This window comes from Hymenobacter sp. H14-R3 (genome assembly GCF_030063445.1).
In the GTDB taxonomy this organism is placed as follows: domain Bacteria; phylum Bacteroidota; class Bacteroidia; order Cytophagales; family Hymenobacteraceae; genus Hymenobacter.
On record NZ_JASITD010000025.1, the window covers coordinates 13,594 to 38,077 of the forward strand.

Below are 24,484 nucleotides of genomic sequence, written 5' to 3' on the forward strand. Positions count from 1 at the left end.
GTTTCAACGATAACCGGTTGCCTAATACCCTCAAAAACAACTGGTTACTTGCGCCTTAGCCTGCTCCCCTTAACCACAACCGGTCGGCCGGCTCGCGCCGGCGAACCGGGGCTTAGTAGTCGGTTCAGCGCAAGCAGAGTTTACTCATAAAATACTAACTAATAAGACGTTAGCCTAATGCTAAAGCTTGGCCTGCCTGCCCAGGGCCTGCGCGTGCTGTGCCTAGGCGCGCACTGCGACGACATTGAGATAGGGGCCGGCGGCACGCTGCTGCGCCTGCTGGCCGCCGGCCAGGTGCAGGCCGTGCGCTGGGTGGTGCTGGCCGCCACCTCCGCCCGCGCCCAAGAGGCCGAAGCCTGCGCCGCTCAGTTTCTGGTCGCCGCGCCCACCCCGCCCCAGGCCGAAATTACCGTGCACCGCTACCCCGACGGCCGCCTGGCCCAGCACTACGAGGCCATAAAAGCCGACTTTGAAGCCCTCAAGGACTTTGCCCCCAACCTCATCCTGACCCATTACCAGCACGACCTGCACCAGGACCACCGCCTGGTGTCGGAGCTGACCTGGAACACATTTCGCAACCACCTTATCTGGGAATACGAGATTCCGAAGTACGACGGTGACCTGGGCAACCCGGCCTGCCTGGTGGCCCTCACTGCCGCCGAGCTGGCCCGCAAGGTGGCGCTGCTGCTGGCCGGCTACCCCAGCCAGGCCGGCAAGCACTGGTTCGACGCCGAAACCTTTGGGGCGCTGGCCCGGCTGCGCGCCATGCAAGCCGGCGGCGACTGCCGGTACGCGGAGGGGTTTTACGTGCGTAAAATGTTGATTTGAAGTAGATTAATCGTTCCGGGGGGTGAGGTGCCCGCCAGAACGACCACTGCCCTCCCCAATATTCCAACTAACCCCATGCTCCCCACCGCTCTCCCTGCCCTTGCACTGCCTGCCGCACACCCACCCATGGGGCCCGGCGAGCAGCTGCACGCGCTGGTGCGGCGGCTGTTTCCCATTTGCCGCAGCATCACCGGCGACGGCGTGCGCCAGACGCTGGCCATTTTGGGCGAGTACCTGCCCGGCTTGCAGGTGCACGAGGTGCCCACCGGCACGCCCGTGCTCGACTGGACGGTGCCCCGCGAGTGGAACATCCGCGAGGCCTGGGTGAAAAACCAGCGCGGCGAGAAAGTAATTGATTTTGAGGCGAATAACCTGCACCTGGTGGGCTACAGCGTGCCCGTGCGCCGCTGGGTAACGCGCGCCGAGCTGGAGGAGCACCTGCACTCGCTGCCCGAGCAGCCCGGCCTCATCCCGTACCGCACCGCCTACTACGCCGAGGCCTGGGGCTTCTGCCTGGCCCACACCGCGCGCCTGGCCCTCACCGACGATACCTACGAGGTGTGCATCGACAGCACGCTGGCCCCCGGCGCGCTCACCTACGGCGAGCTGCTGCTGCCCGGCGAAACGGAGGACGAAATCCTGCTCTCGTGCCACATCTGCCACCCCGCGCTGGCTAATGACAACCTCTCGGGCGTGGCCGTGGCTACGTACCTGGCGCGGCACCTGGCCCGCGAGCCGCGCCGCTACAGCTACCGCTTCGTGTTTGTGCCCGGCACCATTGGCTCGCTCACCTGGCTCAGCCGCCACTTCGACACCGTGGGGCGGGTGCGGCACGGGCTGGTGCTCACGCTGCTGGGCGGGCCGGGGGCGTTCACCTACAAGCAGTCGCGCCGCGGCAATGCGGTGGTCGACCAGGCGGCGGCGCTGGTGCTGGCGCAGGCCGGGGTGCCGCACGCGGTGCGGCCGTTTTCGCCCTACGGCTACGACGAGCGCCAGTACTGCTCGCCGGGCTTCAACCTGCCGGTGGGCTGCTTCTCGCGCGCCCCGTTTGGCGAGTTTGCCGAGTACCACACCTCGGCCGACAACCTCGATTTTGTGCGCCCCGACCAGCTGGCCGAGTCCCTGGACCTGGTGCAGGAGCTGCTGGCCGTGCTCGATGCCAACCGCCGCTACCGCAGCCGCAGCCCCTACGGCGAGCCCCAGCTGGGCCGCCGCGGCCTCTACAAAAACGTGGGCGGCGGCCTCGACGGTGCCGCCTGGCAAATGGCCCTGCTCTGGGTGCTCAACCTCTCCGACGGCCAGCATACCCTGCTTCACATTGCCGAGCGGGCGGGCCTGCCTTTTGCGCAGGTGCACCAGGCTGCCATTGCCCTGCAAGGCACCGATTTGCTGGAGCTGCTGCCCGATTGAGGGCGACAACTACCCCCTCAAGCAGGTACCAAACAACGAAGCTGATTCTTATGGACACCTTACTGAAAGAGCCCGATGTACCGGCTCCGCCCGCCGCCCCGGCACTGCTCACGCCCGCCAGCTTTACTGGCTCCCGGGCGTTGCAGGCAAGGCTGCACGCGGCCATCCCCGGCGGGGCGCACACCTACGCCAAGGGCGATGACCAGTTTCCGGAGTTTATGGCTCCCTGCCTGGTGCGCGGCCACGGCTGCCGCGTGTGGGATGTCGATGATAATGAGTTCGTTGAGTATGGCATGGGGCTGCGGGCCGTTACGCTGGGGCACGCCTTTCCGCCCGTGGTGGCGGCCGCCCAGCAGCAGCTGAGCCTGGGCACCAACCTGGGCCGCCCCACCCGCCTGGAGCTCGAAACGGCCGAAGAATTCCTGGCCTTCACCCAGGCCGGCGACATGGTAAAATTTGCCAAAAACGGCTCCGACGCCACCACGGCCGCCGTGAAGCTGGCCCGCGCCTACACCGGCCGGCCGCTGGCCGCCGTGTGCCAGGACCACCCTTTTTTCTCGACCGACGACTGGTTTATCGGGGCCACGCCCATGGCGGCGGGCGTGCCGGCGGCCGTGCGGGCCCTCACCGTGGGCTTCCGCTACAACGACCTGGCCAGCGCAGAGGCCCTCTTTGCCGCCCACCCCGGCCAGGTGGCCTGCCTGCTGCTGGAAGTAGAGAAGGACGTGCCGCCCGCCCCCGGCTTTCTGGAAGGCCTGCGCCGGCTGTGCGACCGCGAGGGCAGCGTGCTGGTATTTGATGAGATTATCACTGGCTTTCGCTGGCACAACCAGGGCGCGCAGGGCCGCTACGGCGTGCGCCCCGACCTCAGCACCTGGGGCAAGGCCCTGGCCAACGGCTTGGCCCTGGCCGCCCTCAGCGGCCGCCGCGAGCTTATGGAGCGCGGCGGCCTGCACCACCCGCACGAGCGCGTGTTCTTACTCTCAACTACTTACGGGGCCGAAACCCACGCCCTGGCCGCCGCCCGCGCCGTCATGCGCACCTACGCCAACGAGCCCGTAGTGGCGCACCTGCACGCCCAGGGCGAGCGCCTGCGCCGGGGCCTGGAGCGCGCCGCCCACGACCAAGGGGTGGGCGAGCACTTCCGGGTGCTGGGCCCCGCCTGCTGCCTGGCCTACGGCACCCGCGACGCCGACGGGCAGCCTTCCCAAGCCTTCCGCACCCTGTTTTTGCAGGAAACCCTGCGCCGCGGTCTGCTGCTGCCCTCCTTCGTTATCAGCTACGCCCACACCGACGCCGTGGTAGACGACACCGTGGACCGCGTGCACGCCGCCCTCGGCGTGTATCGCCGCGCCCTCGAAGACGGCATCGGCGGCTACCTGCTGGGCCGCCCCGTGAAACCGGTATTTCGGGCGCATAACTGATTCAGCAGCAAAGCTTAGTACGCGGATGGGCGGATGGCACAGGGTAGAGCCCCGCGCCATCTGCGTAGCAGCACTACCTGACGCGCCTAGCCGCCGGCTACAAGCTCTCGGCCAGGGTGGCCGCTTCTGTGGCTAGCGCCAGCGCTGCGACCCAGGTAATGGCATTGAATACCAGTTTTATGGGTAGCCAGCGCAGCGCCACCGGCAGGCCCTGCAAAGCGGGCAGCTTCAGGAGCTTGAGTACGCGGCGGGCGGTGGCCGCGTCGTGCCGACGCAGCGAGCGGTAGGCCCCCGCCAGCACAAACTGGTTGAAAAACTGCGCCTGGGCCTGCCGCAGGCGCGGGGCCGGCAGCAGCCCCTGGGCCTGGGCTTTGGTAAAAATGCGCAGCAGCAGCTCCACCGTGTGTTCGTTGAACATGCTGGTGGTGAGCGCCCCCTCGTGCACAGTATAGGCGGCAATGCAGCCGGGCACCAGCAGCACGCCCCACTGGCCAAAAAACCGGGCCCACAGGTCCGTATCGTCGGTGTCTTCCTGGGCGGGGTCGGGCGGGGTGGCCAGGTAGGCGGCGCGGCTGGCCACCAGCGCCGGAATGCGCACCCACGACGAATCGGTGAGCACCCGCGTGAGCGCCTGCACCGGGGCCAGCCAGCGCCGGTGGCTGGGGTACTGGCGGCGCAGCACGCGCTTGCGCGCATCCACCACATCGACGCCGAAGAGCAGCACCTCGTGCTGGCCGCGGCTGGTGCGCAACTCGGCTACCAGCCGCGCCAGGCCGCCGGGCCGCAGAAAATCGTCGTCGTGCAAATGGTACAGGTAGTGGCCCCGCGCCCGCCGGATGCAGGCCGCGAAGTTGTCGGCGGCGGTGCTGCCGGGCGCGTTGCGGTAGTAGCGCCACTGCCCGGCCGGCTGGCGGCGCAGCCCCAGGCGCGCCACGCGCCCGCCCAGGTCGTTGGCCGTTGAGTTGTCCGACACCAGCACCTCTACCTCGGGCGGCAGCGGGCCCAGCGAGCGCAACGCCCGGGCCAGCAGCCCCGGCCGGTGGTAAGTGGGCACGCAAATGCTGAGCAGCGGCGGCGGTGCCAGCGCGGGCCGCCAGCCCGTGCGGGGCAGCGCGGCCGGCGCGGGCGCAGCGGCCCGCGGTGCGGGTAGGTGCGGGCTGTCTTCAAACGCTGCTGTGGGAGGGCGCGTAGCCCGCGCCTGCACCAGCCGGCGGCTGGCCAGCAGGCCGTGCCGGTGCTGCCACACGTAGCTAAGCGCCTTCAGCGAGGTGCGCTCAAACAGCATCAGGTAGAAAATAATGAACACCTGCCGGGGCAGGGCCTGCACCAGCATGGCCGGCACCTGGCGGGCGGGCGTGTTCTTCACTAGCAGCAGCCACTGGTTTTTCACGGCGTCGGCCTTGAGGGCACCGCCCAGCCGCCGCCGCACGGCCAGGCTGGCCGGCAAAAACTGGCGCGGGTGCAGCGCCCGGCAGGCGGGCTCAAACACCGTGCGCCAGCCGTAGAGCTGGCTGCGCCAAGCCACGTCCCAATCCTCCTTGTGGGCAAAAAAACGGGGGTCGAAAAACGCGCCCTCCACCCGCAGGTCGTCGATGCAGAGGCGGCGCAGCAGGGGCAGCGCGCCGTCGGCCCCGGCCACGTCGGTGCGGGCCAGAGGGCCGGCCTCGCTCAGGCGCTGGCCGTGCAGGCGCAGGCCAAAGCGCCCGCCCGTGCGCCGCAGCATACCGGCGCTGTCGATGCGCGGGTCGGGCTCGGTGGTTTGCAGCAGCAGGCCGCACACCGTGCCAATGCGCGGGTGCTGGTGCATGGCGGCCACGGCGCGCGCCAGGTAGTCGGGGGCCATTTCCACGTCGGGGTTCACCAGCAGCACCAGCTCGGTGGCGGTGCGGTCGAGGGCATAGTTGTGGCCCCCGCAAAAGCCGGTGTTGGTGGGCAGCGCGTGCAGGCGCAGGCGGGCATCGGTGGCGGCCAGCGCCTGCACGCGGGCGCGGGTATCGTCGGCCGAGGCGTTATCGACCACCCACAGCTCAAAGTCGGTATAGGTCTGGGCCAGGGCCGAGCGCAGGCAGGCCTCGATCGAGTCGGCGCTGTTCCAGGTTACGACGGAAAGTAAGACGTTGGGCATTTTTAGGTAAAATACTGACTACTAAATAATTAATAGAAAACTAACTTGCCTCTGTCAGTGCCGGAGCCTGCGCGCGCGCCGTGGCCAGCAGCTGGGCCAGGGCCGGCACGTCCACGGTGAGGTCGCCGAGGCGGTCGGCCCCGGCCCCGGCCCCGTCGCCCGTGCCGGCGCTCACCAGCGGGTAGTGGTGCATGTCGAGGCGGGCCGACATTTCCAGAAAATCGGCCACCACAAAGTGGTAGGGCAGCAGCTCGACCAGCGTGGTGCCGGGCGCGCAAAAGCCGATATTGGCCAGCCCGGCCCCCACCGGCGACACCAGCACGCGGGCCTGGGCAAACAGGGCTACTTTCTCGGCAAAGCTCAGGTCGCTCAGGGCGTAGGTGGCGAAGCCCAGCGGGTGCAGCAGGGCCTCTACCTCGGCCTCGTTGCGCACGCGGCGCACGGCGGCATCGCGCCGGCTGATGTACACGAGCGGGCTAAACTGCCGCGTTACCCGGGCGGCGGCCGCCAGGTAGGCCGTGCGCATAAAGTCGAAGGTCCAGCGCGGGAAGTGCCGCCCGCGCCCGCGCACGGCCGAGGGCACCACCAGCCGGTCGGCCAGCAGGTGGCGGTGGGTTTGCACGTCGAGCAGGCGCTCGGGGGCCACGCCCAGCAGGCCCATGGTTTCCTGCACAAAGCGGTTGTGACGGTCGTACACCAGGAAGTAATCAATTGATTGCCAGAGGCCCGCTTCGCGCACCAAGTGCAGGCGGGGCAGCGAGTCGAGTAGCCAGTGCGAGTAGTTGCCCATGGCCGCGCCGCCGCCGCTCAGCAGGCTGCACACGGTGCCGGCCACCGGCACGGGCGGCAAAAAATACCGCTGCCGAAAAATGTTGTTGTCCTCGGGCCGAATCAGGTTCCAGACCTTTTTGGCAAACTGAAAAGAGGCATCGCCCACCAGCCGGCCGTCGGCGGCTATCACGGCCACGCTGTCGTAATTGTCGGCATACACGCGGCCCTGCGCCAGCGTGAGCACGAAGGCGGGCGGCGTGGCTTCCTCGCGGGCGGGCTTCTCGTAGGGCACGCACAGGTCGTAGAACTCGGCCGAGAAGGCGAGCCGCGAGGTGTGGGCGGGCATTATCTCGTGGTAGGCGGCCCCGCTGCCGGCGCGGGCGGCCAGGGGCTGGCTTTCGGCGTGCACACCCACCGGGCGGTAGTGCAGGTTGTGGGGCACCAGTTCGCGCAGTATGCGGCCGGCGCGGCGTTGTATTCGTTGTAGCATAGCCAAAGAGTGAGAATGGGAGGGCGGGGTTGAAAAAAGCAGCACAGGCCGCAACCCGCAGAGTGCCAGGGCTAACTAGCGGCCCTTGGCGAGCTAAAAGTAGGCGGCCCCCGGGCCCGCCACATTGATTTTCCTCACTTCCCGCCAACTAGCCGCGCCGCGCAAATTTCTCAGCCGGGCGCCACGCCAAAAAGGCCTGCCCCCAGTTGGGAGCAGGCCTTTTTGACAACGCCTTTGGGGGGAATTAAAAATGAAGGATTAAAAATTAGCAGCTAAGAAACTGGTAATTAAATTTTTAATCCTTCATTTTTAATTCCTTCCAAAAGCGCTCGGTAAACAGGCGGTAGCAGGCGGCTACTCGCTTTTGAGCAAGCCAATGGTTTTGCCTTGCAGCGAGCCGCTGGCAAAACGCACCACGTAGGTGCCGGGGGCCAAGTCGCCCACCTCCAGCAGCTGGCTCGACAGGCCGGCCGGGAAGTTGAGCGTGGCCTGGCGCAGCAGCGTGCCCATGTGCGAGAGCACTTGCACCACTACTTGCTCGGCCTGGGCCACGGTGGCTTCTACCTGCACCCGCGACTGGCCGCTGCCGAGCGGATTGGGGTAGAGGCTGGCCGGGGCGGTAGCTACGGCACTATGGGCAGCTACGGCGCTGCTGCTCAGGGTGCTGGCCAGGCTGGCGCTGCTGGCTTGCTGCCACACCTCCACGCCCGACAGGTTGACGGTGCCGCCGCTGCCAGTGAGCTTAATGGTGCCATTGCTGACGGTAACCGGGTAGGGGCCTACCTTGGCCCAGGCACCGGCCGCGCCGGTTTTGAGGTTGCTGGCCACCGTCTGGCCGTTCAGGGCCAGGCTATAGGTTTCGGAGAAGTTGTCTTCCCACACGTAGGCCGATACCAGGTAGGTACCGCTGGGCACGTTGGTCAGCTGAAAGCTGAGGTTGTTGCCGTACTGGCACGAGCGCAGCATGGTGGCCCGGTTGGCATCGGTGCTGGGCGCAAGGCCCTGGCTTTGCAGGCTATACGCGCTGCCATTGGCCGAGTAGCTGGGGGCCGAAGAGCCCTCCCAGGGGTTGCCGTCGATGGTGGCGGCGCTGCCGTTCAGGTTGATGGCCCGGTAGAAGCTGGTGGTGGTGGGCTCGGTGGTGGGGGGGGTGGGCACGGGGGCCGGCGCGGTAGCGGTGCTGCCGCCGGCGGTCCACAGCTCAAGGCCCGACACGTTGGCGGTGCCGCCGCTGGTGCCCACGGTGAGCGTGCCATTGGTGGCGGTGGCCGGGTAGGGGCCGAGGCGGTCCCAGTGGCCAGCCGCGCCGCTGTTGTAGCTGGCCTGCGCCACCTTGCCGTTTACCAACACGTTAAACGTTTCAGCATCGTTGTCTTCCCACACGTGCAGGTACACCAGGTAGCTGTCGTTGGGCACGCTGGATGCGGTTAGCACCACGTTGTTGCCGTAGGCGCTGGAGCGCAGCATGGCGGCCCGGCTGGCATCGGCGGCCGGGGTCAGGGCTACGCCCTGGTTGGCAAACGTACTGGCCCCGCTCACGCGCAGGCCCGTGCCGGCACCGGCGTTCCAGCTGTTGCCGTCGATGGTGGTGGCATTGCCATTAATGTTGAAGGCCCGGAAAAACTTCTGGCCCGAGCCTGGGGCGGGGGCGGGGGCGGGGGCGGGAGTTGGTTCCGGGGCCGGTTCCGGGGCGGGGGCCGGGGCCGCTATGGTAGGCTTCGTGCCGGAGGTGAGGCCCGGCGTCACGTTATTTTCCTGCAGCTTTTGCTGCCACAGCACCAGCTCGTTTTGCTCCGTTTGGTAGGTGATGGGGTTGGGCAGGCTGGTGTTGTTGCCAAACGTGATGTTGAACTGCTGGTTGAAGCTCTTGTTGTCGTCCGCGATGTCGAAGCGGTTGGGGTAGGGCTTGTTGGGCCCGTGCGATACGTAGCCCACCACGTTGTCGTGAATCGAGAAGTCGCCAAAGGCCTCCCGCGGCAGCTTGCGGTAGAAGTTAGACGGGTAGATGCCGGCATACACGGCCACCAACTTGCTGCCGTTGGGCAAATATGCGCTCATTACCACGCGGTTATGGTCTATCTCGCCATTGCGCCCCACGGGCAGGTTAATGGCCCCGTTGCAGTTGCTGACAAACTGGTTGTGGTCGAGCCGGAAAAAGCGGGTGCAGGTGGCCGCCGTGTTGCCGTCGCCGTCGGTGGTAAAGCCCGAGCCCGAAAAATCGCCCGAGGTAGCTACCACCGGGTACGAGCCCTGTAAGTAGTTGTCGTGAATACGGATGGGGCTGCTCTCGGTGCCGCTGCTCGAAAACAGGTTGATGATGTCGCCCGATGAGCTTTTGTTGGGCTCCGAAACCACCTGGTTCCAGCTGATGTCCACGTTGGCCAGGTGCTGCACAGTGTTGAACAGCGCAAAGCAGCCCGAGTTGGTACTGCCGTTGCGGGTGCGCGCATCGAGGTTAACGACCTGGTTGTAGCGCATCCGGATGGTCTGGCTCGCCGAGCCATCGCCCACCCAGCGGTCCAGCGTCACGCCCTTGGTTTGCTCCAGGTAGTTGTGCTCCATCACCAGGTTTTTGCCCCGCAGCATATACAGGAACTCCCCTTTCTGCTTGTTGTCGATGGTGGGGGTGGTGCCGTAGCCCCGGCACTCGCGCACGGTGAGGTCGGTGCCCGTGCGGTCGGCATAAATCAGCTCGCCCGGTCCCACCAGGGTGCAGTTTTGCAAAATTACCGGTTCCGTAGTCCGGATAGAAACGGCCGGTACCACCGAGTTGGTACTCTTATAATTGCCGGTGTAGGTACCCCCCTTGGTAATAATCAGGGGCTCCGAAAACGTTACGCCGGGAACCTGGGCTTGCCCGCAGGCCGCATTAAGTAGCAGTAGCACCATGAGTAGCCAGCCCGTGAGCTGGGTGCCGATAAGGCGCGTTGCATACGCAGCCGGCACGGCAATGGTAAATGACTTTTTTTGCATTATTCCGATAAGAATCAAGTATCCGTTAAGATGAATTTTTAATGATTTTAGTAATCCCACTAGTGAGCAGAAAAAATAAAAAGTAGTTTAACCCTATTTTTGAATGCGGCTAAAACTAGTTAAATAAACTTATTGTCATTCTTGAAAATTAGGTGTAAAGTAGCCATCCGCACGCAGGAGCAACCTGGGTGAGTAATAGGCAGGCCAGCTAGCTGAACCTAGGTAAACCCTTGAATTAGTGAGGCTATTGCCGTGGTAAACTCATTTCTCTCCTCTCATCCAACAACACCGGCGGCACTTTTTTGATAGTTGCAGACCAAATAAAATCTGTATGAAATAATTTGGTCTGCAGCAAACGGAACAGCGTGCCTGCTGCCTTAAACAACAAAAAAACATAAAGCCTCTGCGTGAGGCCACTACAAATATACTCGGCCCCTACAAATCTGACAACTCTATTAGAAAATCGCGATTGAACTTTAAGAAGAGTCATTGTAAATTCAAAAGCCAAAAATTAGCCTCTCGCTACCGAGAGGCTAATTTTTGGCTACCGCGAAAAAACAGTTTTTTTTTGCTAACTACCTTAAAAAACAGCCTACTAACTACTCCCTTCGGCGTACTGGCCGGGTGCATAAAGGGCCAGCAGCCGCCGCAGCGACCGCGTTAAGCTGAACTGTTGCTGGGCCTGCTGGTAGCCGGCCTGGCCCAGCTGCGCCCGCAGCTGGGGGGCCGCGGCCAACTCGGCCAGGGCCGTAGCCAACGCGCCGGGCTGCGGGGCCACGAGGCGGCCGGTGTGGTGGTCGCGCACCAGCTCGCGCAGGCCCGGCGCGTCGTAGGCCACCGCCGGCACAGCGCACTGCTGGGCTTCGAGCAGCGAGATGCTGAGGCCCTCGAAGTGCGACGTCATCAGGTAGATGTCGCTGGCAATGAGCACGCTGCGGATATCCTGCAGCTGGCCCAGAAACCGCACTTCGGCCCGCAGGTTCAGGGTGGCGGCGTAGGCCTGCTCGGCGGCGTGCAGGTGGCCGTCGCCCACGTGCAGGTACACCACGCGGGCCGCCACGGTGGGCGGCAGCAGGCTCAGGGCCGTGAAAATGGCGTGGTGGTTTTTGCTTTCGATGCAGCTACCCACCGACACCAGCACCAGCTGCCCGGGGGCCAGCCCCAGGGCTTGGCGCGCCTGGGTGCGCTCGGCGGCCGAGCGGGCCGGAAAAAACCGCGTTGTATCCGTCCAGTTGGGTACCAGGGTGGTGGGGTTGAAGCACACGCGCCGCTCGGTGGCCTGCACCGCCGCGCCAATGGCCACGAACCGCACTCCCAGCAGCCGGCGCGCCAGCAGCCGCAGCGTGGCCCGCTTGGCCCGCACCAAGCCCTTGAAATTGAAGTTGTTGTGCACCGTGTGTACGAAGCGCGGCACCCCCGCCTGCCGCGCCGCCAGGCCATACCAGAAAAAATCCTGCTCGGTGTGGTTGTGCACCACGGCAAAGCGGTGCTGGCGCAAAAATCGGCGCAGGGCGGGCATATCGGGCCGCTGGCCCGCGGCGTAGGGCAGGTAGTGCACGGTGTAGCCGGCCGCCTCCAGGGTGGCGGCGTAGTCGCTGGCGGCCGGGGGCGAGTCGCTGAGAATGTGCAGCTCCAGCCCCTGCGCCCGAAAGTCGGCGGCGGCTACCCGCAGCATAATCTCGGCCCCGCTAAAACGCAGCGCGTGCAAAATGTGCAGCACCTTGCGCGGCGGGCCGCCGGGCGCGGCCGGCGCGGGCGCGGGTGGCGCGGCCGGCGCTACGGTGAGTAACAAGTTATTCATAATGAGCACTTTATATAAAAAGCCGCGCGCCAGCTAGTGCAAAAAATAGCCCACCAGGCGGCGGGTGTAGCCGTTGAGCAGGCACAGGGGTACGTAGGGCCGGGGGCAGTTTTTGAGGGCGAAGTGGGTGAAATTGCGCAGGTTGCCGCCGCCCCGAATGCCAAACAGGTGCTGGTAGTAGCCGCGCAGGCTGCGCACGCGGCGCGTTTGTTCCTGGCCGCTTTCGTCGGGGTAGGTGCGCAGGCGGGCCTCGTAGTTGCAGAGCACCGGAAAGCCGTGGCGGCGCGCCACGCTGGTGTAGTCGTAGTCGGCCAGGTAGTGGGGCAGGCGCTTTTCGTCAAACAGCCCGATGCGCTCCAGCACCGCCCGCGGAATGAGCAGCCCCCGGCCCGGCAGGTACGACACGGGGTGCAGGCCGTGGCGGGCGGCGGGCGGCAGCTCGCGCAGTAAATCGTGGCGGCGGTGCAGCAGCCAGTCAAACCGCTCGCCGCCGTACACGGGCTCGCCGGTGGCCAGGTCCAGCTCCAGGGCCCCGAGCACGGCGGTGGGGTGGTGGGCGGCGGCGGTCAGCATCTGGGCCACAAAATCGGGCTCGGCCACCAGGTCGTTATTGAGGGTCATGACCTGGGTGGCCCCCTCGGCCAGGGCCCGCCGGATGCCCAGGTTCACGCCGGCCGTCCAGAACAGGTTGCCGTCGCCGGTTTCTACCAGCACCTCCCCAAACTCGCGGGCCAGCGCCGCGGCCGTGCCGTCGGTCGAGCCATCATCGACCACAATGGTGCGGAACGCCGCGGTGGTTTGCTGCCGCAGCGAGAGCAGGCAGTCGCGGGTGAACGCCCACCGGTTGAAAACGGGAATAACGATGTAGAGCATGAGATGGGAAGATTTGCGCGGGGCCCCGTGAGGTGCCCCGCGCGCAGGGCAGTTCAATGCAGTTAACTACTTATCCGGTAACTAGTTGCGTGGCAACATGGTCGGCGCGGGTCGGCGCGGTCGGCTGCCCGCCGGCCACCACGCCCGTATCGGCGAGCAGGGCCAGCAGGCGCTGCACGCGGGCGGGCCAGGTTTGGGCGCAGGCAAAGGCGTAGCTGGCCTCGCCCATGCGCAGGCGCTCGGCGGGGTGGTGGTAGAGGTGCTCCACGGCGCGGGCCAGGCCGGCGCTGGTAGCGGCCGGGCTCTCGACCGGCACCTTAATGGCGGCCGCGGCCGGAATGAAGGTGCGCGCGCCCTGGTGGTTGAGGGTGATGATGGGCAGGCCAGTGGCCATGGCCTCCATAAACTGCGAGGCAAAGGAGTCGCGCAGGCTGGCGAACATAAATACGTCGTGGGTTTCCATCATTTCGCGCACTTCGAGCCACGGCACGCCGCCGCGCCAGGTTACGCGGTCGGCCACCTGGTACTGGGCCAGCCAGCCGGGCACGCGGTCGCGCAGGGGCCCATCGCCGAGCACGGTGAGGTGCCAGCGCACCTGCGGGTCTACCTGCTGCAGGGCATCGAGCACCAGGGGCAGGGCCTTGTTGGGGTAGAGGCGGCCCACCCACAGCAGGCGCAGCACGGGGCCGGGCGTGCGCACGGGCAGCTCGGCGCCGTGAAATTTTTCGGGCAGGCCGGTATCCAGAAACAGCTGCACCTGCTTGGCCCCAAGGTGGCGGGCCAGGTCGGCCGACTCATCATTAGAAGCCAGCACCAGCGTGGTATTGCGCAGGTTTTGGCGCAGGTTGAAATCGAAATGCGTGAGCACCCAGGTGAAGGCCGAGCGCAGGGTTTCGGTGCGAAACCAATCGGGCACGTACTGCCGGAACGCTATCGGGGCCTTCTGGGCGCCGCCCACCGGGCCATATACCGTGGGCCGGCCCAGCCGCCACAGCCACGACCCCATCTTGAGGCTGCTGTACGACACGTGGTGCACCAAATCGAAGCCCACCTGCTGCTGCAGGGGCCGCGCCCGCCGCCAGGCCAGAAACTGCCATACCATATAGTGCAGGTACACTCCAAACTGCCAGCGGTACAGAAACTGCACCAGCGCGGGCACCGCCAGGTAGTGAAAGTGCAGGCGCTGGGCGGCCGGCTCGGTGGCGTGGCGGGCCAGGTAAGTCGCTATGGCGGGCTGGTTTTCGGGGTCGGTGAAGCACCACACGTTTTGCCCGGTGCTGGCGTATTCCCAGGCCCAGTGAAAGGCGTTGCCGCCTTCGCCACCCTGCTCGGGGTTGCAGGCGAAGGCCGAGAGGAGAATGTTCATCGTAGCTCAGGGGTAAGAAGTGGCGAGGAAAAAGTGGCGGGCGCCGGCGGGGCCGGCGGGCCGGCCCGCAGCCCCGGCAGCCAGCGGCCGAGCTTGCTTTTGACCCGGCTCAGCATAAACTGCTGAAAAAAATGCGCGTCGCGGCGCTGGTCGCGCAGCACGTGGCGGGGGTGGGTGAGCGGAAACGCCAGCTCGTGGGTGGGCACGGCGGCCAGCTCGTCGTGGGCGTTGTGGGTGTGGGTGGCGTGGTCGCCAAAGCCAATGTTGCCCACCAGGTTGGTAGCCGGCACAATGCACAGGCCCGAGTTGGCAGCCACTGCAAAGTGCCACTGGTAGTCCCACACGTGGGCGGGGGCGGGCAGGGCGCGCACCCCGGCTATCTTGCCCAGGCGGTAGCGCGCCTCCAGCCCCGAGCTGTAGGCCCGGCCCAGCGCCCCGCTGGCCCGCACGGCCTCAAAGCTGGTGAGGTCGAAATCGAACAGCGCCCAGGCCCGCCGCCAAGTGGCCCAGCCCCAGCTGTTTACCTGCGCCGAAAAGTAGTAGGCGGGCGCGCCGGGCGGGGGCGGCTGCTGGCCCTCGGCGCTGAAATTATTACCCCCAATGTGCATCACGCGGGCATCGTGGCGGTAGCGGGCCAGCAGCTCGTGGCAAAAGCCGAAGAAGCTGGGGGCCGGCACGCAGTCATCTTCCAGAATAATGCCTTCGGGCTCGTGCGCAAAAAACCAGCTGATGGCCGTGGCCGGGCCCAGGCCGCAGTTCAGGTTTTGGTCCTGAAACAGCGTTTGCACCTGGCAGGGCCAGTCGATGCCGTCGAGCACCAGCTGGCGGGTGGCCGCGCAGGTGGCGGCATCGGTGGGGTGGCCGGGGCGGGGGCCGTCGGCCGCCACGTAGAGGCGGGCCGGGCGCGCCCGCCGAATGGCCGCCAGCACCTGCCGCGTAGTATCGGGCCGGTTGAATACCAGCAGCAGCACCGGCGGCGCGGGCTGCGGGGGGCGGGCCGCGCTCATGGCAGCTGCGGCACCGCCGCTACGGATAAGGCCACTTCTGCCGTCTGTAATTCCGCGGCCGCCACCACTATCTCCGCGCCCTCGGGCAGCCGCTCGCGGGCCAGCATAGTGCGGTAAATATCCAGGGTGCGCTGCGTAATGGTGGCGGGGTCGTGGCGGGCGCGGGCCACGCGCATGGCCTGGCGGCTCAGGCGCTGGCGCAGGGGCTCGTCGCGGCACAGGCGCAGCACCTGGTCGGCAATGTCGCGCGGGTCGAGGCGGGCGCCCAGGCCCGTGCGCTCGTGCGTTACCAGCGAGCCCACGCCGCCCACCAGCGTTACCACCACGGGCAGGCCCGCCACCTGGGCCTCGCACACGGTGTTGGGGCTATTATCGAGGTAGGAGGGGTGCAGCAGGCAAAACGACTCCTGCATGAGGGCTTGCAGGGCGGCCGTGTTTTGCATGCCCCGCAGCTCCAGGTCATCGGGGCCAATGGCCGTAAGCTTCTTACGCTTAATGTGTTGCTGCACCACCTCGGGCTCGGTCTGGCCCACAATGGTGAGCTTGGCCGGCACCTGCTGCCGAATGAGGTCGAAGGCCTCCAGCACCTGGCGGTAGCCCTTCATGGTTTGCGAGCCGCCCACAAATAGCAGGTGGGGCCGCCCCGGCTCGGGGCCGGGCGTGGCGGCGCAGTCGAGCTCAAAAAACGCCGGCCGAATCATCTCCCAGTTGTGGTGCACGCGGCAGGCGGGGTTAAAGCGCCGGCTCATGGCCGCATCCCAGGTGGTGCGGCACGAGGTGTCGCGCACCTGGGGCAGGTAGCGCAGCTCGTAGTAGCTGGCCAGCAGCCACAAAAACCGCCGGATGGGGCTGATTTCGGGCAGCAGCTTCAGGTTTTCCCACACAATGCCCTGCATCGACAGCAGCACCGGCATGGCCAGCCCCGCCGTAGCCACGTGCAGCTGCGACTCGCAGCCGTGCACATGAATGAGGTCGTAGGCCGGGCCGTGGGCCTGCACGTAGGCGCGCAGCAAAGCCACGCGGCGGCGAAACAGCGTGCGGATATCCTCGCGCCGCTCGGGCGTGTTGAGGTAGATGTAGCGCACGCCCTGCTCCTCGTAGTGCTCTACGGGCACGGGCAGGCCGGTAGCCACGCCCAGCACCGTGAGGGCCACCTCGGCGGGCCGGGCCGCCAGCTGGCGAATAAGGCTGACCACCCATGGGGCGCCCGCCTCGTTGGCGCGCGGGTGCGGGTGCGCCGCCAGCCAGAGAATATTTAGTGGTTTCATAGCAGAAATAGGGCGTGATGAGCGGTTGACTTTATACCTGATTAATAGGTAATTATGAATAATTTACTGTTAACCCAGAACTTGCAAAAAGTAGTCTGTTCATTGCGAGCGTAGCGCGGCAATCGCCCCCGAACGAGTCGTTCGGGTATCGTTCTGGGGCGATTACCGCGCTGCGCTCGCAATGACAGATGATTTAAGTAGTTTATAGTTAATATATTAACAATCAACTACTTAACGGGAAAGGGCAAGGAGCGGTTCGGGCTCATAGGCAGGCCGCGGGGCGGGTGCGGCGGGCACGGGGGCCGGCGGCGTGGCGCTGGCCAGCAGCAGCCCCCACACCGGGTAAATGGTGAGAGGCCAGTCGTAGGACAGGCCAAATACCAGGCAGCCGCCCAGCAGGCTGATGAGGGCGGCGGTTTCGGCCGTGAGCGGGGCGGGGTTGGCCAGGCGCCTGATTACCTGCATGCACAGCGGCGTTACTACCAGCAGCACGCCCAGCCAGCCAAAGTAAAACATGCGGTCGAGGTAAAAGCTGTGGAAGTGGTGCCCCGTGCCATCGCGCCACATGGGCTGGTCCGACGAGGGGTCGTAGAACTGCATGGGCACCTCGAAGCCCTCCAGGCGCCAGCCCAGCAGGGGCCGCTCGGCCACCAGGGGCGTGTACGACTGCATTTGCTTGACGCGCCAGCTGCCCGTGCCCTGCTTATCGGCCTTGGTGAGGTCCTCGTAGTTATCGGCAAATTTCTTTTTGACCGCCGTGGGGTTTTGCAGCAGCGTGGCCAGCCCGGCCACGCTGCCCAGGGCCAGCGGCAGCGCTACCAGCAGCACCAGGCGCTGCGTCGAAATGCGCAGGCCCGGCACGCGCCGCAGCCCCAGCACCAGGTTGATGGGCAGGGCCACCAGCGTGGCAATCCACACCGAGCGGTGCTGCAAAAAGATTATCAGGACGAGGCCAATGAAAAACCCCAGCAGCGCCCACGGGCTGCTCCGCTGCAAAAACCAGTTGAGGCACAGCAGCGTGGGCAGCAGTAGCAGCAGCGCCGAGTCGGCCGAAAACCCCCGCTCATTATCCAAAAACCCCTTGAGACTGAGCGCCTCGGGGTGCTGCGTTGCCAGGTTCACTACCAGCAGCAGCAGCAGCAGGCCCACCAGCGGCCGCAGCGGCGGCAGGCCGCGCCGGTGGTAGTAGCCGTAGGTGCCATATAGCATAAAGAGTACCAGCACCTTGCTGAATACGTGCATGTAAATAATCCAGGTGCCGTGCGTGGCGTACGAATCCAGCATCAGCCCCAGCAGGTAGGCTACCGTGAGCAGCATGAAGCGGCCCATGGCTGGCTCCATGCTGCGCCAGTACCACACGGCGGCCCCCAGCCCCAGGGCCAGCAGCGCCAGCTGCAGCTGGCCCAGCGCGGGGTCATCGCCCGAGCCGGGCTTCAGAAAAAACTCCCACACCGAGGGGTCCAGGCCCAGCACCAGCACCAGCGGCAGCAGCTTGAGGGGGCGCGTCGAGATTATCATGTGAAGGGAAGTGAGAAGTAAGGGGCTGGCTCAGGCCAGCAAAGCTTCGGAGCCGGTCAGGACCGGGTTGGGCACCGGGGCCGTCAGGCCGGCGGCCGGCCCCAGGTGGGCGGCGTAGCGGTGCAGCCCGGTGCGCGCCCAGGCGGGTAGCCGCGGCGCGGCCTGGGCGCGCCGCAGCGCCTGCCACAGGCCGGCGTGCAGCTCGGGCGGCGGCCAGGCCAGCAGCAGCGCCGCCAGCGCCCCGGCCCCGGCCAGCATTTGCAGCCCAAATACCAGCACCGGGGGCCAGCCCAGCGGCCGCAGCCCGGCCGAAACCAACCAGATGCCCGCGCCCACCACCGCGGCGTTGCGCAGCCCCGGCAGGTACACCCCAAACAGCGCCCCGTAGCTGGCCTGCACATCGTGGTGCGTTACGCGCATATACAGCAGCGTGCGCAGCGCCTCGCTCAGGCCCAGGGCCACCGCCACGCCCAGGATGCCGTAGCCGCGCAGCAGCCAGAACAAGCTGGCTAATATGACGATAGCCTCCAAGTTGAGCACCACCTTGCGGTGCAGGTTGGCGCGGGCATCGGCCACAATGCCCGCAAACATGGCCGTCATGCTCAGGGGCACGGCCACGCACAGCGCTTGCAGCACCGGCACCGAAGCGGCCCACTTGGCCCCCAGCAGCACCCGCACCATTTCGGGGGCGGCCACGGCCACGCCCGCGCACAGCGGCAGCACCAGGGTAGCTACCAGCGTGGTGCTGCGCAGGTACATGCCGCGCAGCTGCGGCACGTTTTCCTGCACCCGGCTAAAGGCCGGAAACGCCACCTTGGCAATGCTGTGGGTGAGAAAATACATGGGCAGGTACAACAGCAGGTAGGCCCGGTTGTAGAGGCCCAGCGCCACCGGCCCCAGCAGCCGCCCAATGAGCAGGGTATCGAGGCTGCCGCTGATAAATTCCAGAAAGCTGATGGCCGACACCCGGCTGCCGTAGCCCACCAGCGTGGCGTAGTGCTGCCAGCCCAGCAGCGGCCGCACCGGGTGCCGCACCAGGGTGTAGGCGGCCACGCTGGCAATGAGCTGCTGGGCCAGGGTGGCCGCCACCAGGCTCCATACGCCCGCGCCGGCCCAGGCGCAGCCCAGGCCCACGCCGCCGTAGGCCAGCACGTAGGTCACCACGTCGAGCTTGGCCAGCAGGTCGAAGCGCATTTCGCGGCGCAGCACGCTGGTGGCCGTGAGGCCCACCGACGTTATCACGAAGCCCAGGGCCAGGGCCCGCACCAGCGGCACCACCGCCGGGTTGTCGAGTATCAGCACCGCCAGCGGGGCCAGCAGCCAGAACGCCGCCGCCACCACCAGGCCCAGCAGCAGCGAGCCCGTGAAGGCCGCCCGCAAGTCGTTGGGGCTCAGCTGGGGGCGCTGCACCACGGCGTGGCCCAGGCCCATTTCGGCAAAGTAGCTGCCGAAGCGCAGCACCACGCCCGCCAGCGCCACTAGCCCAAAGGCGGCGGGGTCAAGCAGGCGAGCCATTACGGCGGTGTAGCCTACCTGCATTACCGACGTGAGCACGGCCGCCGTAGTCGTCCACTTTATACCGCGCAGGGCCGTGGCTCCCAGCGAGGTGGGTTGGGTACCGGTCGTCATAGCAAAGGATAGAGAGAGGCGGGCGGCCTACTGGCCGTAGGCGTAAGCGTTGGCCTTGTGGCCGTAGCCATAGGTTTTGGCAAAGTGCACATCGTTGAGCACCAGGAAGAGGTTGGCGATTTTCTGCTGCTGGTACAGCTCGTCAATCTGGGTCAGCATGTCCTTGTCGGTGTAGTTCTGGCGCACCACGTAGAGGCTGGCGTCGAAGTGGCGCATCAGCACGAAGAACTCGGCCACGTAGCCCATGGGGGGCGTATCGAGCACGAGGTAGTCGTAGTCGGTGCGCAGCTGCTCCATGAGGGTGTTCATGGCCTGGCTTTCGAGCAGCACGGTGGGGTTGTGGGGCACGGGGCCGCAGCAAATGAGCTCCAGGCCCTCAATGCCGCTGGGGTGGCGCACCTCGTCGAGGGTGGCCTGGCCCGCCAGGTAGGCCGCCAGGCCGGGCCCGGTGCGCTTGTTGAAATAGTTGGCCACGGTGGGGCGGCGCAGGTCGCACTCCAGCAGCAGCACGCGCCGGCCGCTGAGGGCCAGCTCAGTAGCCAGGTTCACGGCGCAAAAGGTTTTGCCCTCGCCCGGCACCGACGACGTGATGCCCAGCACCTTCTTATCGCCCGAGCCCGACAGGTATTGCAGGTTCACGCGCATGGACCGGAACGACTCCGTAATCGGCTCCTTGGGGTTGGCCATCGAGTGGGGCTTAAACTGGGTGGTGCCGTGCGCCACCAGGCCCAGCACCGGAATAGTGGTGAGCAGGGCCAGGTCTTCGGGGCGCTGCACGCGGCGGTTGGCCACGTCGAGCAGCAGTACCAGGGCCACCGGCCCGCCCAGCCCGGCCAGCAGCGCCAGCAGGCCCACCAGCAGGGGCTTGGGGGCCTCGGCCCCGCCGCCCATCAGGCGGGCGCGGTCCACTACGTGCTTATCCGAGGCGTTGGTAGCCAGGGCCACGGTCGCCTCGTTGCGTTTCTCCTCCAAAAAGGTGTAGTTCTTGTCGTTGAAGTCGTTGGCGCTGCGCAGGGCGGCCAGCTGCCGCTCATTTTCGGGCATGCGGCTCATCTGGCCGCGCACCTGGCCTAGCTGGGCCGTCACGTCGCGCAGGCCAATGTCGGCGGCCTGGCTCATGTTGGTAAGCATCGTCTCCAGCGATTCCTTGGTGGCCCGAATGGCCTCGTCGGTCTTCTTCACTATCGGGTTAATAGCGCTGGCGTTCACGCCCAGCTCGGCCCGCTTGGTGCTCAATTGGTTGAGCTGCAGAATGAGGTTGTCGAGCACCGGGTTTTCAACGCCCACGCTGCTGGGCGAGAGCAGCTGGCCCGCGCCCTGGTTATCGTGCATGTAGCGCAGCATGTTCTGGTAGTACTTGCGGCTGGTGAGGGCCTTGGCCTGCGCCATTTCGAGGGTGCTCAACTGCTGAATGCCCGACGACGACTGGGCCCCCACATCCACCACGCCCCGCGAGGTGCGGAAGCTGGACAGCGCATCGGCGGCCTGCCGGCGCGTGCCGGCCAGGCGGGCTATCTTCTCGTCCAGAAAGGCCACCGTTTTCTGGCCCGTCATGTTTTTATCGCGCAGGTCGGCCGCCGTGTACACGGCCATCAGGGTGTCCAGAAACATGGTGGCCTGGGCAGGCACCGCGCCCTTGGTGCGCAGCTCCACAATGCGCGACTCGTGGTCGATGGGCCGCACCGACAGCTCGCCCGCGTAGTGGTCAGCGGCCGAATTCAAGTCGTTGAGCACAAAGAAATAGCGCGTGCCAGCCGTGGCCTGGTCAGCGCCCGGCTGCGGCGTCAGCACCAGGCGCAGCAGCGGGGTGCGCAGCGAGTCGCCGGCCGCCACCGTTTCGTCGAGCTGCACATCGGGCAGCTCCTGCACCAGGTCGCCGGTGGGCAGGTACGTGAGCTGGCCCTTGGCGGCGGTGGCCTGCACCCGGTAGCGGCCGGGGCCGGTGGGCGTCACAAATATGCGCACCCCCGTGAGCTGCGGGGCACGCAGGCTCACCTGCACCCGAAACGGCACCAGCGCCGCCGGCTGCTCGCGCACCTGCAGGGGGCGCAGGGCATTCAGCCACGAGCCGGGCACCACAAAGTACGATACCGCGTAGGGCAGGCGGCTCACGGTTTCGCGCACCATGCGCGCTGAGGTGAGCAGGCCCACCTCGTCCTCCATTTTCATGCCCTTGGTGGGCACCTCCATCATCTGCATCATTTCCTGGGCCCGGCGCGAGCCCGTGGCCTGGTCGCCCAGCAGCATGGTGGCCCGGAAGGCATATACCGGCGGCGCTACCCGCAGGTACAGAAAAGCCAGCAGGCCGGCCACCGCCAGGCCCACCGCAAACAGCGGCCAGCGCCGCCGCATCCGAAACAGCAGCGCGTGCAAATCAAGCTCGTCACTCGGTGGGGTCAGGGAGGGTTGGGAAGCCATAAGCCAGCAAGAAAAAGCAGCGATGAAGGAAAAACCTAGGGGCTAAAATCCGTTAGTTGAGACGGATATAGCTGAGTAACAATACAATGGCCGAAATCCCGGCAAACACAATCCCCAGGTTGTTGGCGTTGGCGCGGCTGGTGCGGGCCTTCAGCGGCTCCACGTACAGCGCGTCGTTGGGCAGCAGGTAGTAGTAGGGCGAGCGCAGCAGCGCCGGGTCGGTGAGGTCGAGCAGCACCACCTCCGAGCCCTTAGGGGTTTGGCGGATAAGCTTGACGTTCTGGCGGTTACCAAATTCGGTGAGGTCGCCGGCCAGGCCCAGCGCTTCCAGCACATTGGCCTGCCCGTTGTACACGAAGTACCGGCCCGGCGTGCGCACCTCACCCAGCACCGTGAGCTTGAAGCTGATGAGCTTCACCAGCACGTTGGCCCCACTGGCAAAGCTGGTTACCCGCTGCTGCACCAGCGCCTGCACCTGCTCTACCGAGAGGCCGCCCACTTGCAGCTTACCCACGGTGGGCAGGCTAATCTGGCCCTCCGCATTCACCGAGTAGCCGTTGAGATACAGCGTGCTGGGGTCGCTGGCCCCCAGGCTGCGCGCATCCGAGATGTTGAACAGGTCGTTGAGCTCGGGCTGCACGCTCTGCACCCGAATGGAGAGCACGTCGCTGGGCTGAATGTGGTATACCGGCCGCGCCGCCACCGTTTCCTGCGGCTGCGCCAGTGAGTAGCTAGTGCTCTGTAAATAAGGTAATTGGCGCTGCGAAATGCAGCCCTGCGCCAGCAAGGCGCACACCAGGGGTATCAAAAACCGGAAGCAGAATAGCGGTGTTCGCATATGCGAAGAAGAAATGAGTGCGTGAGGGGTAGGCAAGGTTCGGCGCAGATGCTGCCTAGCCTTTTCAACTAAGCAAAACGGTAGAACCTGCAAATAGCTGAAAGTCGATAAACAAAGTAAAGTGAAATTTTTAAGACGAAATATGACTAATATCATGTTTGGCCTAAAAAAACCGGGGCTGCCCCAAAGCCATTTTGTGGCTGCTTGCCGCCGCACCAGCTCCGCCACCTGGCCAAGCCAAGGGTCGCTGACAAAGTCTTTTTATTTTACTCATCCTTGGAATAATGCTTATTGGCTCTCATAGGCAAAGGTGTGCCCTGCCCCCTGGCCGCCCAATTGACCAGCATCATTTTGCATCCTGACTTTTGTCATTCTTACCCACGCCTATAGCGGCCCTACTCGCGCCCGTTGGAAATGCCCCGCGCTAAAATGCTGACTAGGTGCGCAAAGAAGCAAGCAGGTGCACTTTGTGCCGGGCAGGCTCGGGTGCTCGGCGTGCCACGCAAGAGGAGTAGCCGCCGGGCTAGCACGGAGCCCTGGCAGCACGAACTGCGCGCGGGCAGTAATTTACAGGAGCCCCGTAGCGGCCCCGGCGAGTTCAAGCAGTACGCAGTTACCCAAGGCAGAAGCAGCTAGTCCAAAAAACGCCCGTACTCCGGGTGGTTTTTGCGGGCGGGCAATGCAGTCTTTCAGGTCGTTTTTTGAATCCACTTTTGGGCGAGTATAACACCCCGCAGCGGTGTGTCCTCCTCTTTTTTAAGTAGGATGTTAGGCAGGCGGGCTACATGGGGCGCGCCCCGCCAGAACGCAACTGCCAGGGGCAGGCGAACGCCAAAACGACCCGATTGCGCAATAGCACCACAAGCTTAGCGCATTTCTCAAGTCAGGGTACGGGGCGGGCTGCCGGGGTTGAGCCAGCTGTCCGCTCGCCGTTCGCGCCGCCCATTCTAGCAACGAGCGGGCTGCCGGCTCAACCCCGGTAGCCCGCCCCAGCCAATCTGTACCCTGGCTTGGAAACCACTCTAGCCAGCAGGCTCATACTATAAAAGGTGCGGGCGCGCGGTCGCGCGCGGCTGGTTTCCACGCCCGTCGTGCAGGTTATCCGGCGCGGGGCAAAGTCCGCGTAAAGCGCAGCCAAGGGTGGTGGGCAGCCGTTTGAGAAACAGCTCGCCGTCTTGTTCACTACTCCCCGCGGCGCGTTGCGTGGCAGCCGCGCCCTGCGCGGCCGGCTACTGCTGGTCCGCCGTGCCCGGCGGCGGCGTGTGGTAGGCTACATGCAGGGCCCTTATTGCCTGCAGCAGTTCGCCGCTGGCGGGGCCCGCTACCTCGGCATTGCGGATAATATCCTGCACCGGCACAAACCGAATGGGTGCCTCGGGTACCCCCAACTCCTTGAGCCACTGAGTTAACTGCGAGCTTGAGCTGAGATATACTATCTTGCCCAGGCCCACCCAGCCGTGGGCGGTGGCACACATGGGGCAGTGCTCGCCACTAGTGTAGAGGGTGGCGGTGGCGCGCGCGGCGGGCGGCAGGTGGGTGGCGGCCCACTGCGCCAGTTCCAGCTCGGGGTGGGCCAGGTGGTTCAGCTCATTAACGCGGTTGCGGGCCTGGGCCAGCACCTCGCCCCCGGCCCCCACCAGGATGGAGCCAAAGGGTTCATCGCCCGCTTGCAGGGCTTCGGTGGCCAGCGCCAGGCAGTGGCCCAGGTGATACAAGTCCTTGTCAGTAAGAATGTTAGGCATGAC

At 65.8% G+C, this 24,484-nt stretch carries 17 protein-coding genes; 3 read left to right on the forward strand and 14 right to left on the reverse strand.

The features are described 5' to 3' along the window. The first annotated feature begins 177 nt into the window (after nt 1-177). The 3 genes from QMK33_RS18660 (at nt 178) to QMK33_RS18670 (ending at nt 3,662) form a co-directional block, all read left to right on the forward strand. Nucleotides 178-828, forward strand: a complete 651-nt coding sequence (locus tag QMK33_RS18660; RefSeq protein ID WP_283566135.1) for a PIG-L deacetylase family protein — start codon at nt 178-180, stop codon at nt 826-828. 75 nt (nt 829-903) lie between these two features. Further along, entirely contained in the window at nt 904-2,238 is a 1,335-nt protein-coding gene (locus QMK33_RS18665) for a DUF4910 domain-containing protein (RefSeq protein ID WP_283566136.1), read from the forward strand. Nucleotides 2,239-2,288: 50 nt separating this feature from the next. Further along, nucleotides 2,289-3,662: a glutamate-1-semialdehyde 2,1-aminomutase gene (locus tag QMK33_RS18670; RefSeq protein ID WP_283566137.1), complete on the forward strand. Its 1,374-nt coding sequence runs from the start codon at nt 2,289-2,291 to the stop codon at nt 3,660-3,662. Nucleotides 3,663-3,759: 97 nt separating this feature from the next. Here the strand turns inward: QMK33_RS18670 and QMK33_RS18675 are convergent, their stop codons facing one another. The 14 genes from QMK33_RS18675 to QMK33_RS18740 all read right to left on the reverse strand — a co-directional run bounded on the left by QMK33_RS18675 (nt 3,760) and on the right by QMK33_RS18740 (nt 24,481). Continuing rightward, nucleotides 3,760-5,787: a glycosyltransferase family 2 protein gene (locus QMK33_RS18675; RefSeq protein WP_283566138.1), complete on the reverse strand. Its 2,028-nt coding sequence runs from the start codon at nt 5,785-5,787 to the stop codon at nt 3,760-3,762. Nucleotides 5,788-5,827: 40 nt separating this feature from the next. Further along, nucleotides 5,828-7,048 carry a glycosyltransferase family 61 protein gene (locus QMK33_RS18680; protein ID WP_283566139.1) on the reverse strand — a complete coding sequence of 407 codons (1,221 nt, stop codon included), beginning with the start codon at nt 7,046-7,048 and terminating at the stop codon, nt 5,828-5,830. Nucleotides 7,049-7,402: 354 nt separating this feature from the next. Next, on the reverse strand, nt 7,403-10,021 hold the full coding sequence (locus QMK33_RS18685; RefSeq protein ID WP_283566140.1) for a T9SS type A sorting domain-containing protein: 2,619 nt from the start codon (nt 10,019-10,021) through the stop codon (nt 7,403-7,405). A 244-nt stretch (nt 10,022-10,265) separates the two neighbouring features. Next, nucleotides 10,266-10,529, reverse strand: coding sequence for a hypothetical protein (locus QMK33_RS18690; protein ID WP_283566141.1), 264 nt, complete (start codon nt 10,527-10,529; stop codon nt 10,266-10,268). 87 nt (nt 10,530-10,616) lie between these two features. Continuing rightward, complete coding sequence (locus tag QMK33_RS18695; protein WP_283566142.1) at nt 10,617-11,822, reverse strand: glycosyltransferase; 1,206 nt, start codon at nt 11,820-11,822, stop codon at nt 10,617-10,619. 33 nt (nt 11,823-11,855) lie between these two features. After that, complete coding sequence (locus QMK33_RS18700; RefSeq protein WP_283566143.1) at nt 11,856-12,695, reverse strand: glycosyltransferase family 2 protein; 840 nt, start codon at nt 12,693-12,695, stop codon at nt 11,856-11,858. A 70-nt stretch (nt 12,696-12,765) separates the two neighbouring features. Then, nucleotides 12,766-14,061, reverse strand: coding sequence for a glycosyltransferase family 4 protein (locus QMK33_RS18705; protein WP_283566144.1), 1,296 nt, complete (start codon nt 14,059-14,061; stop codon nt 12,766-12,768). Continuing rightward, complete coding sequence (locus QMK33_RS18710; RefSeq protein ID WP_283566145.1) at nt 14,058-15,068, reverse strand: nucleotide-diphospho-sugar transferase; 1,011 nt, start codon at nt 15,066-15,068, stop codon at nt 14,058-14,060. Before QMK33_RS18710 ends, QMK33_RS18705 begins: the two co-directional genes overlap by 4 nt. Next, nucleotides 15,065-16,336 (reverse strand): glycosyltransferase family 4 protein, encoded by a 1,272-nt coding sequence (locus QMK33_RS18715; RefSeq protein WP_283566146.1) that lies wholly within the window; start codon nt 16,334-16,336, stop codon nt 15,065-15,067. Before QMK33_RS18715 ends, QMK33_RS18710 begins: the two co-directional genes overlap by 4 nt. A 231-nt stretch (nt 16,337-16,567) precedes the next feature. Continuing rightward, nucleotides 16,568-17,854 (reverse strand): O-antigen ligase family protein, encoded by a 1,287-nt coding sequence (locus tag QMK33_RS18720; protein WP_283566147.1) that lies wholly within the window; start codon nt 17,852-17,854, stop codon nt 16,568-16,570. Between the two features lie 30 nt (nt 17,855-17,884). Then, nucleotides 17,885-19,483 (reverse strand): lipopolysaccharide biosynthesis protein, encoded by a 1,599-nt coding sequence (locus QMK33_RS18725; RefSeq protein ID WP_283566148.1) that lies wholly within the window; start codon nt 19,481-19,483, stop codon nt 17,885-17,887. A gap of 27 nt (nt 19,484-19,510) precedes the next feature. Further along, complete coding sequence (locus QMK33_RS18730; RefSeq protein ID WP_283566149.1) at nt 19,511-21,901, reverse strand: polysaccharide biosynthesis tyrosine autokinase; 2,391 nt, start codon at nt 21,899-21,901, stop codon at nt 19,511-19,513. 52 nt (nt 21,902-21,953) lie between these two features. After that, nucleotides 21,954-22,739: a polysaccharide biosynthesis/export family protein gene (locus QMK33_RS18735; protein WP_283566150.1), complete on the reverse strand. Its 786-nt coding sequence runs from the start codon at nt 22,737-22,739 to the stop codon at nt 21,954-21,956. 1,229 nt (nt 22,740-23,968) lie between these two features. Continuing rightward, complete coding sequence (locus QMK33_RS18740; protein ID WP_283566151.1) at nt 23,969-24,481, reverse strand: nucleoside deaminase; 513 nt, start codon at nt 24,479-24,481, stop codon at nt 23,969-23,971. Between the last annotated feature and the right edge of the window lie 3 nt (nt 24,482-24,484).